This is a genomic window from Ancylobacter amanitiformis, assembly GCF_030814815.1.
In the GTDB taxonomy this organism is placed as follows: domain Bacteria; phylum Pseudomonadota; class Alphaproteobacteria; order Rhizobiales; family Xanthobacteraceae; genus Ancylobacter; species Ancylobacter amanitiformis.
Genome location: NZ_JAUSVR010000006.1, coordinates 77,170 through 93,329, shown reverse-complemented (window position 1 = coordinate 93,329; position 16,160 = coordinate 77,170). Strand labels below are relative to the sequence as shown.

Here is a 16,160-nt window from a genome sequence, read left to right as displayed (position 1 = left end):
TGGTGGCCGGTTCCTCACCTGGCCCCTCCGGGGGGCGGAGGGGATGGGGCGGAGGGGATAAGCGCACCGCAAGCCCTGTCGGCCGGCTACTCCGCAGCTATGGGCGGGCGGGGTGGGGCCGGCAGCGAGCCGACGGCACGCGGGCCGGCGGCAGGGCCAGACATAGCGGGGCCGACCGGATGCGGCCCCGCCCCCTGCGGCGCGACCGGATGGGGCGCCGGAGGCGCGGCGGTGGGTGTCTGCGTCCCCGCATCATAGCCCGGCGGCTCGTCGGTCTCGCCGACGAACCGGTTGAGCAGGCCCCCGAGATAGACGCCGAGATCATCGATCAGCGTGAACACCGCCGGCACGAAGACCAGCGACAGCGCGGTGGAAGCCAGCAGCCCGCCGATCACCGCGATCGCCATGGGCGAGCGGAAGTCGCCGCCCTCACCGATGCCCAGGGCAGAGGGCATCATGCCGGCGACCATGGCGATGGTGGTCATGATGATGGGCTGGGCGCGCTTGCGGCCGGCCTCGATCAGCGCCGTCCCGCGATCCTCGCCCGCATTGATCGCCTCGATGGCGAAATCGACCAGCAGGATGGTGTTCTTGGTCACGATGCCCATCAGCATCAGGAAGCCGATCACCACCGGCAGTGTCAGTGCGTTGTTGGTCAGCAGCAGGGCAACGAAGGCGCCGCCCACCGACAGCGGCAGCGCGATGAGGATGGTGATGGGCTGCAGCACATTGGCGAATAGCAGCACCAGCACGGCGAACACCATGAGGATGCCCGCGCTCATGGCGGTCGTGAAGCCCGAGAAGACCTCGCCCATGATCTCGGCGTCGCCGGTCTCCTTCAGCACCACGCCCGCCGGCAGGTTGCGCGCGGCCGGCAGGGCGTAGACCTCCTCCAGCGCCTCGCCGAGCTGGGTATAGCCGGCAAGGTCGCCTTCGATGGCCACGCGCCGGGCGCGGTCATAGCGATCGAGGCTGGAGGGGCCGGTGCCGAAGGAAATGTCGGCCACCGCCGAGAGCGGCACCGAGGCGCCCGTCCCGGTCCGCACCCGCAGCATCTCGAAGGTGGAGATGTCGGCACGCGCGCGCTCGTCCAGCTGCACGCGGATCGGCACCTGCCGGTCGCCGGCGGAGAACTTGGCGAGATTCTGCGCGATGTCGCCAATGGTGGCGATGCGCACCGTCTGGGCGATGTCGGCCACGGAGACGCCGAGCTCGGCCGCCTCGGCGAGCTTGGGCACGACGCGCAGTTCCGGCCGCTCCAGAGCGACGGTGGAGACCACGTTGGACAGGCCCTTCACCTCGGCGCGGATCTCGCGTTCCAGCTCCAGCGCCGCCTTGTCCACGGTCGCGCCGTCCGAGCCGGACAGAACCAGGGTGAACTCGCGCCCGCCCGGCCCGACGCCGCCCGAGGCACCGAAACTGAACCGTAGGTCGGGGATGGGCGCCAGTTCGCGCACCATGCGGTGCTCGAACTGCTTCTGCGTCTCGTCGCGCTTGTCGCGCGGCACGAGGTTGATGATGACGGTCGCCTTGTTCACCTCGCCGCCGTCGCCAAACGGGCCGCCGGCCGAACTCGAACCGCCGGTGGCATAGACGCTCGCCACCTCGGGCTGGGCCTTCAGGCGGGTGGAGACCTCGTCCACCATGTCGCGGGTCTGGTCCAGCGTGTCGCCGGGAGGCAGTTCCAGGGCGAGCACCGAGCGCGAGACGTCCGAACTGGGGATGAAGCCGGAGGGCAACAGGCTGGACAGCCACATCGAGGCGATGAACAGCACGATGCCGCCCGCCACGGTGAGAAAGCGGTGGCGGACCGAATCGCGCAGCAGCTGCACGTACCAGCGCATCAGCCGGGTGTCTTCGGTTTCCCGGTGGCCCTCGTCGCGCATGAAATAGGCGGCCAGCATGGGCGTCAGCAGGCGCGCCACCAGCAGCGAGAACAGCACGGCCACCGCGACGGTGATGCCGAACTGCCGGAAATACTGGCCGGCAATGCCGCCCATGAAGCTGACCGGCAGGAACACCGCGACGATGGTGAGCGTGGTCGCCACCACCGCGAGGCCGATTTCGTCGGCGGCCTCGATGGAGGCGCGATAGGCCGACTTGCCCATGCGCATATGGCGCACGATATTCTCGATCTCGACGATGGCGTCGTCGACCAGAATGCCCGTCACCAGCGTCACGGCCAGAAGACTCACGCCGTTCAGCGAGAAGCCCAGCATGTCCATCACCCAGAAGGTGGGCAGGATGGAGAGCGGGATCGCAAGGGCGGAGACCACGGTGGCGCGCCAGTCGCGCAGGAACAGGAACACCACGATGACCGCGAGCACCGCCCCCTCGATGAGGGTATGCATGGCGGATTCATAGTCCGCCTTGGTGTATTTCACGGTGGAATCGATCAGCGTGATGCGGATCTCGGGATAGGCGGCCTCAAGCTTGCGCAGTTCCTGCTCGGCCGATTCCGCCACCACCACGTCCGAATAGCCCTTCGCGCGGTAGATGCCGAAGGCGACGACCGGCTTGCCGTCCAGTCGGGCGAACAGGCGCGGCTCGGCGGCGCCGTCGGTCACGGTGCCGAGATCGGCGAGCCGCACATGCCGCCCGCCCGGCAGCGCGATGCGGGTCTCGGCCAGCTGGGCCACGGTGGTGGCGCCGCCGAGCGTGCGCACGGACTGTTCCTGCGTGCCGATGCGGCCGCGGCCGCCGGCAAGGTCGACATTGGTGGCGGCGACCTGATGGTTGACATCCGCCGCCGTCACGCCCAGCGCGGACAGCCGGTCGGGGTCGAGCGAGATACGGACCTCGCGATCCACGCCGCCCTCGCGCTTCACCTGGGCGATGCCGCGCACACCCTGCATGGAGCGGATGACGGTGTCGTCGACGAACCAGGACAGTTCCTCCGGCGTCATGCTCGGCGCCGAGGCGGCATAGGTGGCGATGGCCATGCCTTCGACGTCGATCCGCTGCACCAGCGGTTCCTGGATGTCCTGCGGCAGTTCGGAACGGATATTGGTCACGGCGTCGCGGATATCGTTCACCGCGCGGTCGACCTGCGTCTCCAGCTGGAACTCGATGACGGTGAAGGACTGGCCCTCGGTGACGCTGGAGGTGAGGTGCTTCACCCCCGGCACGCCGGAAATCGCCGTCTCGACGCGTTTCGTAACCTGCGTCTCCAGCTCGCTGGGCGCGGCGCCCGGCTGGATGATGGTGACCGCGACGATGGGCACGTCGATATTCGGCATGCGCGTGATCGGCAGCCGGCCGAACGTGTAGAGGCCGACCACCGTCAGCACGACGAACAGGACGATGGATGGAACGGGTTTGCGGATCGCCCAGGCGGAGACGTTGAGAGCCATCAGACCCCCTCCTTCTCCTGCGAGGTGAGCGGAATGGGCGTGACGCGGTCGCCCTCGCGCAGGAAGCCGCCGGCCTTGGCGACAACGCTGTCACCTTCGTTCACGCCTTCGAGGATCTCGACATAGCCATCGCCCTTGAGGCCGGTGGTGACGGCACGGCGGCGCACGGTGTCGTCCTCGACCACGAAGACGAACACGCCCTCGGAGGTGAATTGCAGCGAGGCCTGCGGCAGGGCGAGGCCGACCCGCCGGGCAATCTCGATCACGCCGCGGCCATAGGCGCCGGGACGCAGCCGCTCGTCGTCGGGCAGCGCCACCGCGACATGGGCGAGGCGGGTGGTGGCATCGACCTTGGCGCCGATCAGCCGCACGCTGGCCTGCAACGGCTCGTTGAAGCCGGCCGGCGTCACCGCCACCGGAAGCCCCAGCGTCACCCGCGGCAGCGCCGATTCCGGCACTTCCGCCTCGAGGTCGATGGCGCCGTCCTTGACGATGCGGAACAGCGGCTCGGGATTGGAGGCGAGGCCGATGGCGCCGATGCGCGCGGACCGGGCGGCGACGATGCCGGCCTCGGGCGCGCGGATGTCGGTACGGTCGATGCGAACGTCGATTTCATCGCGATTGGCGCGGATCTGCGCCGATTCGGCTTCCGAGGCGGTAATCGATTCCTCGGCGGCGGCCACCTGAGCCGCGGCCACCTTGGCGGCGCGCTCGCGGGCATCCAGCATTTCCTGCGAGGTGGCGCCGGTCTTGATCAGCGTGCGCGCGCGCTCGACCGAGGATTCCGCCTCGGTCTGCTCGGCCATGGCCTGCTGCAGCGCGGCCTTCTGCTGGGCGATCGCGGCCCGCGCCTTGGCGGCGGTCGCGGTGTTCTGCGCCAGCAGCGTCTCCAGCGTATCGCGCGAGAGCCGCGCCAGAACCTGGCCCTTGGTGACGCGGTCGCCCTCCTCCACCAGGATGTCGGTGATGCGGAAACCGTCGATCTCCGCCCCGACCATGATCTCCTCGCGCGCCACCAGCGTGCCGGTCACCGACAGCCGCTCGACCACCTCGCGCCGCGCCGCCGGCACGACGGAGATGGAAATGGCGCGCACCGAATTGGGATCCGGCACGGCCACATCATCGGCCTGGGCCGCGTCGGTGATCTGCAGCCCGGAACTGAACCGGTCGCGGAAAGCGAGGCCGACGACACCGACCACCACCACCGTGGCGACGAAGGCAAGCGCAACGCGCCCGCCGAAGGAGGGAGGAAGCTTTATGATCATGGCGTGGTGTCCGGATGGGCGGCGCCAGGAACAGACGCTGCGGCAGCCGACGCAGCAAAGAAGGAAGCGGGCGCCAGCATGCGCGCGATCAGCATCGCGAAAGCCGGCGCGGCACGTTCGAGGGTCAGTTCCGGGTCGAACCGGTTGCGCAGCACGAGGCCGTCGCCAATGGCGTTGATGAGCAGCAGGGCGACATCGGGATCGATCGTCGGGTCGACCTCGCCGCGGGCGCGGGCGGCGAGGAAGGCGCGCCGGAGCGCCACGTTCATCTCGTCCTCGACCGCCTGGAAGGTCGGCTTCAGCGCGGGGTTGCGCGAGGCCTCGGCGTAGATTTCCGGACCAAGCTCAAGACAGATCATCGACAATTCGCCGGAAAACAGCGCATGCCCCATGCGCAGCAGCCCCTCGATGAAGGTGGGCGCGCTCTCCAGCGTCTCCACGAGACCGGCCCTGAGCGCGCGCTCCTCCTCGACGATGGCGATGATGATCGCCTCCTTGGAGGGAAAATAGCGGTAGAGGGCCCCCGGGCTCATGCCGGCCTCGGCACAGATCTCGTGCATCGAGGTGCCGTGAAAGCCGGAACGGGTGAAGCAGGCAATGGCCGCGTCCAGCACGCGGCGACGCGCGTCGATCCGTGTCGGGCCACGGCGGCCGACGACAGTGTCCGGCATGTCAGACGATGCCTCGGCACCGGCACGAACTGCGACCGTCATCGTCCCCCCGGACTTTATTTTTCCCGCATTCGCATTAAGGTTGCAAAAGCGCACGGCGTCAAGAACGAACGTTCGTTCTCCAAATGCCGACAGCGGCCCGCGCGGCGTCCGGCCGCTCAGCCCCGCCCCGCCAGAACCGGCGCGAAAGCCTCGACCACCCGCAGATAGACCGAGCGCTTGAAGGGAATGATCAGCGAGGGCGTCGCCTCCAGCCGCTCCCAGCGCCAGGCAAGGAATTCCGGCTTGTGCTTGCCGCCGCCGGGACGGATGACATCGATCTCGCGGTCGTCGCCGGTAAAGCGCAGCGCGATCCATTTCTGCGTCTGGCCGCGATAGCGGCCCTTCCAGGCCTCGCGGGCGACCGGCTCGGGCAGATCATAGGCAAACCAGTCGGGCGCCTCGGCCAGCGGCTCGACCGAGCGGACATTGGTTTCCTCGTAGAGTTCGCGCAGCGCCGCGTCCTGCGGGCTCTCACCCTCGTCGATGCCGCCCTGCGGCATCTGCCAGGAATGCAGCGCGTCGACATGTTCGGCCCCGCCGATGCGCTGGCCGAGGAAGACCAGGCCCTCGCGATTGACGAGGACGACGCCGACGCACGGACGATAGGGCAACTGGTCGAACGGGATCATTGCGATGGGTCCGCACGTCAAGAGAGGCGGCCGAACAACCGCGCGTCACGTTAAGCCCGCCCCCGGAATGGCGCGAGCGCCACGTTAAAACATGCTTAACGGCGGGCCGCAGGTGGCAGCATGATGGATCGCGGAACAGCGAGCCTGCGCGCCGTCAGCCCGCTTCAAAGGCGCCGGAATACAAGACGTCGGAATACAAGACGTCGGGATACACGGGGTCGGGACGAAATCCGGGCCGGCGCTCAGCGCGCGAAAGTCGGTGTGCCGGACGCGGCCGCGCCCAGGCGCGCCGGCGGCACGACTTCCACCAATTCGTGCACGCCATTGGCCTCGTCGAGGAAGGTGAAGGAACCCGGGCCCGGGCCCTCATCGTCGCCATCATCGTAATGGGGACGCAGCGTCGGCATGTCGACGACGACGGCCGTGTTTTCGCGCTCGAACAGGTTGCGCACCTGCGTCTCCGGCCGCTCCCGCAGGGCCAGCCAGACACCGGCCACCGCGATGACCGCGACGCCGGTCAGGCTGAACATCGCCACCGCCGCCCAGAAGCAGGCATTGTCCTGCCCGGTGTCACGCCCCAGCGGGGCGTCCGTCTCGTTCATCAGCGGCATCATCTGCAGCGGTTCGATACTGGACATGATGCCCTTTTCGGATCGGACCTAGGCGGGATCGCGGCAAGATTGGGTAACTAAGGCGACCGGACAGGAAAAGGGCCCCGTTCCTGTGAAAGAACGGAGCCCGTGGCATTTTTATCACATGCACGAGGAAGGAGAGACGGCGGGGGAACCGCCGTCGTCCCGCATCAGTTCGGCACGGCGGCCTTGGGATCGGCCGGATAGGCGGCGTTCTTCTGCACACCCTGCATCAGGTCGATGGCCAGCTTCAGCTGGGTGTCGTCCTTCGGATCCGGCGGGACATAGGCCGGCGAGCCGGTCTTCTCGTCCTCGCCATTCTTCAGGTGGCCCTTGAGCGAGGCCTCGCCGCGCGTGGTCTCGACGCCCGCGGCCTCGGCCTTCTCCTTCACGTCCTGGGGCACGTCCTGCACCAGTTCGATATCGGGCGAGATGCCCTTCGCCTGGATGGAGCGGCCCGACGGCGTGTAGTAGCGCGCGGTGGTCAGCTTGATCGCGGCATTGCCCGAGACCGGGATGACCGTCTGCACCGAGCCCTTGCCGAAGGAGAGCGAGCCGAGAATGGTGGCGCGCTTGTGGTCCTGCAGCGCGCCGGCGACGATCTCGGAGGCCGAGGCCGAGCCGCCATTGACCAGCACGATCACCGGCTTGCCCTTGGCCAGGTCGCCCGGCCGGGCATTGCGGCGCTCGGTCTCTTCCGGGTTGCGCCCGCGGGTGGAGACGATCTCGCCGCGGTCGAGGAAGGTGTCGGAGACGTCGATGGCCTGGTCGAGCAGGCCGCCGGGGTTGTTGCGCAGGTCGACGATGAAGCCCTTGAGCTTGTCCTCGCCGATCTGCTTGGTCAGGTCTTCGACCGCCTTCTTCACGCCCTCGCCAGTCTGCTCGCTGAAGGAGGTGACGCGGATATAGCCGATGTCGCCATCCTCGACGCGCGAGCGCACCGACTTGATGTTGATGATGTCGCGGGTCAGCGTCAGCACGAGCGGCTTGTCCTGGCCCTTGCGGACGATGGTGAGCCGGATCGGTGTCGCCACCGCGCCGCGCATCTTGTCAACCGCCTGCTGCAGGGTGAGACCCTTCACATCCTCGTCATCCAGCTTGATGATAAGGTCGCCAGCCAGCACGCCGGCCTTGGCGGCGGGGGTGTCGTCGATCGGGGTGACGACCTTGACCAGGCCGTCCTCCATCGTGACCTCGATGCCGAGGCCGCCGAACTGACCGCGCGTCTGCACCTGCATGTCGCGAAATTCCTTCGCGTCCATGTAGGTGGAATGCGGGTCCAGCGAGGAGAGCATGCCGTTGATGGCCGCCTCGACCAGCTTGGAATCGTCCGGCTTCTCGACATAGTCGGCGCGGACGCGCTCGAATACGTCGCCGAACAGGTTCAGCTGGCGGTAGGTGTCCGACGCCGCCGCCATGGCCTGGCCGGGCTGCAGCAGCAGCCGCGGCTGAGCGGCGCCGACCGCGACCAGCGCGCCGACAGCTGCGCCCAAGAGAAATACTGACGTCTTACGCATCATCCGCGTGCCTTCTCGCTCTCGCTCGTCGCCCACCATGGCGTTGGATCGATCGAGTTTCCATCCTTGCGGAACTCGACATAGAGAATGGGTTGGGCGGTTCCAAGGCCAACCGACGACACGAGTTGCGGCCCCTGTCCCATGACCGCAACCGGTTCGCCCGAGAGCACGAACTGTCCCAATTCCACCGTTATCTTATCCATGCCCGCCAAAAGGATATGGTAGCCGCCGCCGGCATTGATGATCAATAGTTGTCCGTAGGAGCGGAACGGGCCGGCATAGACCACCCAGCCATCGCTCGGCGAGGACACCTGCGCCTCCGCCCGGGTGCCGAAGGTCATGCCCTTTTCCTGCCCGCCATAGGCGTCTCCCGCACCGAATGCCTTCAGCACCGGGCCCGCGGTGGGCATGGGCAGCAGCCCCTTGGCCTCGTCAAAGGCAATGCCCGGGGAGAGGCGGCTCGGGTTCTGCAGCGCCGCCAGCCGGGCCGCCGGGCCTTGATCCGCCTTGCTCGGCACGCTCGCGCGGGCCGCCTCGGCGGCCTTGCGCGCGGCGCTCACCTCGGTCTCGATCCGGGCCACCAGCTCGCGCACATTGCCAGCCTCGGCCGCCAGCGTGGCCGCGCGCGCCTCTTCGTCCTTGAGCGCGGCTTCCCCCGCCTCCAGCGAGGCCTGGCGTTGCTCGATCAGCGCGCTGGTGCGCCGGCGCTCCTCCGCCAGCGAGGCTTTCAATTCTGCGAGAGCGTCGCGCTCGCTGGCCGCCTCGTGCATCACCCGCCGCAGCGCCTGCAACTCGCCGGCGAGCAGATCGGTCTCCGATTTCAGCTCCGGCAACACCGCGCCGAGCAGAATGGCGGAGCGCACCGACTGCAGGGCATCGTCCGGCCGCACCAGCAGCGCCGGCGGGGGGCGGCGCCCGAGCCGCGCGAGGCCGCCGAGCACCTCGGCCAGCTGGCCCCGGCGCGAATCGAGCGATTCGCGGATATCGGCCTCCTCGCGGCCGAGCTCGACGAGGCGCTGCTCGCTGGCATCGAGCTTGCCCTCCACCCCGCGCACCTTCTGCGCGGTGTCGATGAGCGCGGTGTTCAGCTTGGCGCGATCGCCCTTGAGCGAGGCGATCTCGCTGGCCAGCCGCGCCTGCTCGGCGGCGCTGCCCTTCATCTCCGCGTCGAGCTGTTGGATGCGCTGCTGCGGCGCGGCACCCTCGCCGCTGGCATCCGCCGCGCCATCCGCCGCCGGGGGCGATTGCGGCCAGGCCGGCGGCGCGGCGAACAGACCGAGGCCCGCCACGCACAACACGGCGAGCCCGCGGCGCCAGCGCGGCCGCACGGGTGAGCTGGGAGGCAGGCGACGGGCGGCAGGCCGTGGGAAGCGCATCAGGAGAAGGAACGCCGGCATCATTAAGGTTGGGTTACCGCGCCCCGTCTGTCCTCAGGCCTTGTGGTAGGGATGGCCCGAGAGAATCGTGGTCGCGCGGTAAAGCTGTTCGGCCATCATCACCCGAACCAGCTGATGGGGGAAGGTGGCACGTCCGAAGGCGATGAGCCGATCGGCCCGCGCGCGCGCCGCGTCGCTGAGGCCATCGGCCCCGCCGATCAGGAAGGCCAGCGCGCGGACACCCCGGTCGCGCAGCGCGGCGATGTCGGCGGCGATCTCCTCGCTCGTGGCCTCGCGGCCGCGCGGGTCGAGCGCGATGACGGTCGCCGCCTCGGGCAGGGCGGCGATGAGCGCCGCGCCCTCCTCGATCATGCGGTCCTCGGGCCGGCGCGCCGCGCTCTCGGGCGTCTCGTGCATGTCGGGCCCCGAAAGGCCCAGCGCGCGCCCGCTCTTGCCGGTGCGGTCGACATAGCGCGCGCACAGCTCGCGCTCGGGCCCGGCCTTGAGCCGGCCCACGGCGACGATCATGAGGCGCACGCGCGGATCAGCCGCGCGTCAGCTTCGGCGCGGCGGCGGGCAGCGCGCCCGACCACATCTTCTCGATGTTGTAGAAGCCTCGCACTTCCGGCTGGAAGACGTGGACGATCACATCGCTCGCATCGATCAGCACCCAATCGCAGGCCGGCATGCCCTCGACCCGGACCCCCTTGACGCCGCGCTCCTTGAGCGCCTCGACAAGGTGATCGGCGATGGCGCCGACATGGCGCTGGGAACGGCCGGACGCCACCACCATGTAATCGGCGATGGTGGTCTTGCCGCGCAGTTCGATGGGAACGATGTCCTCGGCCTTGTCGTCATCGAGACGGGCCAGAACGAGGGCCAGCATCTCCTCGGCGTCGAACGCCTCGGAAACCGGTGCAGCTGCCGGGCTGGGGGCGGCTGCGGAGAGCGCCATGTTGGACAGGGGTCCAGATCCTCTCGTCATTTTGGCAGGAAACACGGTCAGGGAGCCCCCCTGCCGTTAATGCCATTTCAAGATATGTCGAAAACCGCCTGTTTTTCAACCGGCGGCTGCCGCTATCGCGATCAAGAGGGCGATAGGGCGCCCGAATTGTCCCGCATTGCCCGCAACTGGGTCGAGGAAAGCGGCGATTTGAGCCCGTGCAGGAACAGCCAGGCGGGCGGCTTCATCCCCGCCAGGCGGGGCGCCTCGTGCTCCTCGCGCCGCCACGGCGCCAGCGCCAGCGCCGCCGGCGCGGCCATGGCGGGAAAGGTGCAGCCCTGCCGGTCCACCACGCAGATCGGCACGCGCGCGGCGATATCGCGCCAGCGCTGCCAGCGGTGGAAGGAGGCAAGATTGTCCGCCCCCATCAGCCACACGAAATGCACCTGCGGAAACCGCGCCACCAGCGCCGCCACCGTGTCGAAGCTGTAGCGCGTGCCAAGCCCCGCCTCCAGCCCCGTCGGCACCAGCGCGGGATGGTTGGCGATCGCCCGCGCCTGCGCCAGCCGCACGCCGAGCGGGGGCAGCCGGCCATTGTCCTTCAACGGGTTGCCTGGCGTCACCAGCCACCACACCTTGTCGAGCCGCAGGCGCTTGAGCGCCAGCAGGCTGACCGCGCGATGGGCGGCATGCGGCGGGTTGAAGCTGCCGCCATACAGGCCGATGCGCATGCCGGGCGCGAGCGGCGGGATGCGGACATCCCTCGCCGCCGTCCTCGCCACCATGCCGGACCCGGCACCGGCGGGCGGTTCTCCCGCCGCGCGCCTTCCCGGCCCCTTGTCCGGAGCGGGGCGACCGGCCCCGTCATCCGGCATCAGCGAAGGGCGGCGCAATCAGCCGCCATTCTTCTCCGCCTCCATGCGGGCCTTCAGTGCCAGCAGCTTGGCGAAGGGCGAATCGGGGTCCACCGGCTTGTCGCGACGGGTGTCGGGGCGCGGGCCGGCGGTGAAGCGATCCGGCGCCGGACGGCTGGAACGGCCGGCATGGTCGCGATTGCCTTGCTCGCGGTTGCCGAATTCCTTGCGCCCGTCATTGCGGCGGTTGTCGTCGCGGCGATTGTCATCGCGCTTGCCGCCCTCAGGGCGCGGTTCGCGGGCGGGACGCCCGGCATCGCCGCCCTCGGGACGACGCTCACGGCCATCCGTGCGAGCTTCGGAACGCGGCTCGCCACGTCCCTCGGTCCGCCGCTCGTCGCGCGGAGGCCGACGACCGCGCTCGCCTTCCGGCCGCTCGCGCCGCGTGCCGTCCTCGCCCGCTGCGGCAGCCGGTGCGGCCTCCCCGCGCGGGGCGTTGTCGGCGCGCGTGTTATTCTCGGCACGCTGACCTGGCCGGCCCTGCTGGCCGCCCTTGCGGTGCTGCGCGGGACGGTGCTGTCCCGGCGGACGACCGGGACGCCACACCTCGATCATGGCCGGCTCGGCCGGAACCGCCGGCGGCGCAACCGCGTCCGGCGCGGCGGCTTCGTCCACGGTCGCTTCGTCCAAGACCACTTCTTGCGCGGCCACTTCTTGCGCGGGCCCGTCTTCCGAAGCGGCTTCCGCCGGCCCGGCGGACGGGGAATCGGCCGCGGGCTCGGCCTCGAGAGCCGGCTCCACGGTCTGGTCGAACACCGGATCGGTGAAGACCTCCCCGCTGATCCCGGCGGCATCGGCCAGCGGCGCCGCCTCCGGGGCAGGTTCGATGCGTGCCGCGACGATCTCGGCGACAGCCTCGGGCTCCAGCGCCGGCTCGACCGTCTGGTCGAACGCGACATCGGCACCCGCCGTGACCGCCGCCGCGTCCGTCGACGTCTCGACGATGGCGGTCTCGACGATGGCAGTTTCGACGACGGGGGCCTCGACAACGGGGGCCTCGGTTTCGGCGAGGTCGGCGGCGGTAGTATCGGTTGCCGCGTCTTCCGCGGCAGGAACGGCTTCAGCGGGCGCGGCTTCGACAGGCGCCACCTCGACCGGCGCCGCCTCGACCGGGGCAGCCTCGACAGGTGCCGGGCGACGTTCCATGCGATAGCCGAGCGAGCGCAGGATCGAGGCGAAATCCTCGCCCGCGCAGCCGGCCAGCGATGTCATGGCGACGGTGGCGACAAAGCCGCCGCCGTCGAAGGCGCCGGCCGGCTTCTCGCCGGAGGTGTTCGGCCGCCAGGCCAGCGCCGGGCGGATGAGATCGGCCAGACGCTCCAGAATGTCGACGCGCACCGCCCTCTCGCCGGCCACGCGGAAGCCGACCGCGCGGTACAGGCCCTTCTGGATTTCCGGATCGACCGGAATCGAGGTGCGCCCGGAGGCCGCCAGATGCGGCAGCTCGTCGAGCCCCTTCTGCTGCAGGCCGCCATGCTTGAGCGCCCAGAGCTGGGCGGCGAGCGCGCGCGGCGCCGGCTTCAGCAGGGTTGGAATGTAGATGTGGTGGGCACCGAAGCGTACCCCGTGGCCGCGCAGCACGGCGCGCGCCTCCTGGGCGAGACCCTTCATCTCCTCGGCAACCTTGTGGCGCTCCAGCACGCCGAGCGTCTCGACCAGTTGGAAGGCGATGCCCCGGCCGATGCCGGCCACGTCCTCGGCCTTGCCGAGCACGATGAGCGGGCCGAGCAGCTTCTCAATATGCGCCTTCAGCCACAGCTCGATACGGGCCTGCACGGCGTCGCGCGCCGGCCCGGTCAGATGCTCGTCGGCGATGACCTTGAGGCGCGGGCCCAGCACCTCGTCGCCGGGGATCAGCTTGGCCACGGGCTCGCCGACCCAGCGCAGCGTGCCATCCGAGGACAGCACGAAGGCATCGTCCGCGCCTTCCGCCAGGCGCGCGGCGCGCGCCTCGATCTCGCCCGCGAGGGCTTTCTGGGCGGTGGCGCGCAAGGCCTTGGCCTCGGGGCCGGCAGCGGAGGTATCGGCGGCGAACTGGAAGCCGAGCAGGTGGCCGATCACATGGCCTTCCACGACGACGTCGCCGGTCTTGGTGATTTCAGTTTCGAGCATTGCGTTCTCTCGCAGGCGCCGCATCAGCACGCTGGTCCGACGATCAACAAAGCGGTGGGTCAACCGCTCGTGGAGAGCATCGGAAAGCCTGTCCTCCACACGCCGTGTGACACCCCGCCAGTGTTCCGGGTCATCAAGCCAATCCGGCCGGTTCGCCGCGAAGGTCCACGTGCGAACCTGCGCAATTCGTCCCGACAGCGTGTCTATGTCACCTTCCGCTCGGTCCGCCAAGGCCACTTGTTTGGCGAACCAGTCGGTGGAGATACGCCCATGGCGCATCAGATCGTCGTAGACGGTCGAAACGAGGTCGGAATGCGAGGCTGGCGACACCTTCCGGTAGTCCGGCAGCTGGCAGGCCTCCCACAGTCTTTCAACCGCATCCGCCCCCACCGCATGGCGGCGGATGGCGGGGTCGCGCATCAGCGCCTCCAGCACCAGCACGTCCTCGGCGGTGGGCGCGCGGGTCAGGCCTTCCTCGCGCGGAACCTGCGCCAGAGAACGATTCAGCGCCTCGACGGAGGCGAAGTCCAGCGCGCTGTTGCGCCATTGCAGCACCCGGTGGGCATCGAAGCTGTGCGCTTCCAGCCGCTCGACCAGTTCGGCATCGAACGGGGTACAGCGCCCGGTCGTGCCGAAGGTGCCGTCGCGCTGGGCGCGCCCGGCCCGGCCGGCGATCTGGGCGAGTTCGCCGGGGTTCAGCTTGCGGAACTGCCAGCCGTCGAATTTCACGTCGCCGGCAAAGGCGACATGGTCGACATCGAGATTGAGCCCCATGCCGATCGCGTCGGTGGCGACGAGATAGTCGACGTCGCCATTCTGGTACATCTCGACCTGCGCATTGCGCGTGCGCGGCGAGAGCGCGCCCAGCACCACCGCCGCGCCGCCGCGCTGGCGGCGGATCAATTCGGCGATGGCATAGACCTCGTCCGCCGAGAAGGCGACGATGGCCGAGCGGTGCGGCAGGCGGGTGATCTTCTTCTCGCCGGCGAAGCTGAGATTGGACAGGCGCGGCCGCACCAGGATGGAGGCGCCCGGCAGCAGCTTCTCCACCAGCGGGCGCATGGTGGCCGCGCCCAGCAGCAGCGTCTCCTCCCGCCCGCGCCGGTTGAGCAGCCGGTCGGTGAACACGTGGCCGCGGTCGAGGTCGGCGGAAATCTGGATCTCGTCGAGCGCCACGAAGGCGACGTCGAGGTCGCGCGGCATCGCCTCCACCGTCGCCACCCAGAAGCGCGGATTGGCCGGCTTGATGCGCTCCTCGCCGGTGATGAGCGCGACCTGCTCGGCCCCCACCCGTTCGACGAGGCGGGTATAGACCTCGCGCGCCAGCAGGCGCAGCGGCAGGCCGATCAGCCCCGAGGAGTGGCCGATCATGCGCTCGATGGCGAGAGTGGTCTTGCCGGTATTGGTCGGCCCCAGCACCGCGGTCACGCCGCGTGCGCGCAGGGAGGGCGGCAGCGGCTTGGTCCGGTCGAGCCTCGGGACGAGACGCGTCGAGGCTGGAGGGGCGATGTTCATGGAGCCGTTCAGTCCGTCGCGCCGGCAGGGCGGTCCTTGTAGCACAGGAAACCGCCGAAGAGGGAAGACCCGGAGCCCCAAGACCCGGAGCCCCAAGGCCCGGAGCCCCAAGGCCCGGAGCCGCAAGACCCGGAGCCCCCGGCGGGCGCCAGCGCCGGCGGCGGCGCGATCTGCCTTGCGTGACGCGCGGCGCGAAACCGATGCCGACGGCTCAGGGAATGGCCGCCCGGGTGGGGGTCGCCCGCTTGCCGACCATGGGCTCGGTGACGAAGCTCTGCGCCTCCAGCTCGGCGACGCCGATGGCCGTCGTCACCGCCGCGCGGAACGGCACCAGCATGCGCGTGCCGGCGACCGGCGCCAGCCACACGTAGATTTCCTTGTTGTTCATCATGTACTTGACCCCCACGCGGTTCGGCTTGTGGCCGGCCACGGGGCGGTAGGAAACGCGGCACACCACCGAGGGGCCGGCATAGCCCTTCTCGGCCTTCACATCCTCCATGCGCTCGAAACTGAGCGTGAGGTCGTAGCGCTGGCGGCCGTCGAAGATCGACAGCGTGCGCTCGCAGGCCTTGGCGGAGAGCGGCGCCTCGGTGCCGGGCACCAGGATGAGCGCGGCCGACATCGGGTCGAGCACGCCCTTCTTGTCCTTGTCGGTCAGCGGGATGCGGTCCGGCGTCGGCATGACAGGGGGGACGACATTGGCCTCCATCACCGCCGAGCCGCTCATCACCATCCGGATGGCCTCCGACTTGCGGTCGGATTCGGCTTCCATGGCGAAGGCCCGCGGGGCGAGGAGGCCACGTTCGATCTGGCCGCGCGCGCCGGCCGTGCCCTTGGCCGAGGACACCGCCTGAACGACGCCGGTCAGCCGGGCGCTGCCGGAGGCGGTATAGGCCTTCTCGTCCACTTCCAGCACGAAAGCGGCGCGGCCGAGTTCCAGGCCGGCAAGGGAAAGCTTGTAGCGTGCCTCAAGCCGGCCGTCGGCGAGCGCCCCGGTGGCCAGAGTGCCGACACCGGCCAGCGCGAGAACCGCCGAGGCGCAGAAGCGATGCATTGAACGTGAATCCCGATGCGGACGGCGAATCGCCCGGATTGCATCCGAACCGCCTTTTATCGCACCTTTCGATGGCGGCGGAAGTCGGCGGAACTGTGACTCGCGCGCTCACGAAGCCGATAGCCGGCGGCGCAAAG

At 69.5% G+C, this 16,160-nt stretch carries 12 protein-coding genes; all 12 read right to left on the bottom strand.

The window, feature by feature from the left end:
• Positions 1-86: 86 nt before the first annotated feature.
• A complete protein-coding gene (locus QOZ99_RS11095; RefSeq protein WP_306890026.1) occupies positions 87-3,353 on the bottom strand; it encodes an efflux RND transporter permease subunit in 3,267 nt (1,088 codons plus the stop codon).
• A complete protein-coding gene (locus QOZ99_RS11090; protein ID WP_306890025.1) occupies positions 3,353-4,618 on the bottom strand; it encodes an efflux RND transporter periplasmic adaptor subunit in 1,266 nt (421 codons plus the stop codon). Before QOZ99_RS11090 ends, QOZ99_RS11095 begins: the two co-directional genes overlap by 1 nt.
• Positions 4,615-5,289, bottom strand: coding sequence for a TetR/AcrR family transcriptional regulator (locus QOZ99_RS11085; protein ID WP_306890024.1), 675 nt, complete (start codon positions 5,287-5,289; stop codon positions 4,615-4,617). Before QOZ99_RS11085 ends, QOZ99_RS11090 begins: the two co-directional genes overlap by 4 nt.
• 158 nt (positions 5,290-5,447) lie before the next feature.
• Positions 5,448-5,960, bottom strand: a complete 513-nt coding sequence (locus tag QOZ99_RS11080; RefSeq protein ID WP_306890023.1) for an RNA pyrophosphohydrolase — start codon at positions 5,958-5,960, stop codon at positions 5,448-5,450.
• A gap of 242 nt (positions 5,961-6,202) precedes the next feature.
• The gene (locus QOZ99_RS11075; RefSeq protein WP_306890022.1) at positions 6,203-6,598 is read right to left on the bottom strand and encodes a hypothetical protein; all 396 of its coding nucleotides are present in this window, start codon (positions 6,596-6,598) and stop codon (positions 6,203-6,205) included.
• 164 nt (positions 6,599-6,762) lie between these two features.
• A complete protein-coding gene (locus QOZ99_RS11070; RefSeq protein ID WP_183189028.1) occupies positions 6,763-8,112 on the bottom strand; it encodes a S41 family peptidase in 1,350 nt (449 codons plus the stop codon).
• Positions 8,109-9,398: a murein hydrolase activator EnvC family protein gene (locus tag QOZ99_RS11065; protein ID WP_306890021.1), complete on the bottom strand. Its 1,290-nt coding sequence runs from the start codon at positions 9,396-9,398 to the stop codon at positions 8,109-8,111. The genes QOZ99_RS11070 and QOZ99_RS11065 overlap by 4 nt, the downstream gene beginning before the upstream one ends.
• Before the next feature lie 141 nt (positions 9,399-9,539).
• Positions 9,540-10,013 carry a 23S rRNA (pseudouridine(1915)-N(3))-methyltransferase RlmH gene (gene rlmH, locus QOZ99_RS11060; RefSeq protein WP_370876840.1) on the bottom strand — a complete coding sequence of 158 codons (474 nt, stop codon included), beginning with the start codon at positions 10,011-10,013 and terminating at the stop codon, positions 9,540-9,542.
• A 16-nt stretch (positions 10,014-10,029) separates the two neighbouring features.
• Positions 10,030-10,440: a ribosome silencing factor gene (rsfS, locus tag QOZ99_RS11055; protein ID WP_183189025.1), complete on the bottom strand. Its 411-nt coding sequence runs from the start codon at positions 10,438-10,440 to the stop codon at positions 10,030-10,032.
• 131 nt (positions 10,441-10,571) lie between these two features.
• On the bottom strand, positions 10,572-11,213 hold the full coding sequence (locus QOZ99_RS11050; RefSeq protein WP_306890193.1) for a nicotinate-nucleotide adenylyltransferase: 642 nt from the start codon (positions 11,211-11,213) through the stop codon (positions 10,572-10,574).
• Positions 11,214-11,321: 108 nt separating this feature from the next.
• Positions 11,322-14,969 (bottom strand): helicase-related protein, encoded by a 3,648-nt coding sequence (locus QOZ99_RS11045; protein WP_306890019.1) that lies wholly within the window; start codon positions 14,967-14,969, stop codon positions 11,322-11,324.
• 211 nt (positions 14,970-15,180) lie between these two features.
• Positions 15,181-16,023: a DUF3108 domain-containing protein gene (locus QOZ99_RS11040; RefSeq protein ID WP_306890018.1), complete on the bottom strand. Its 843-nt coding sequence runs from the start codon at positions 16,021-16,023 to the stop codon at positions 15,181-15,183.
• Positions 16,024-16,160: the final 137 nt, after the last annotated feature.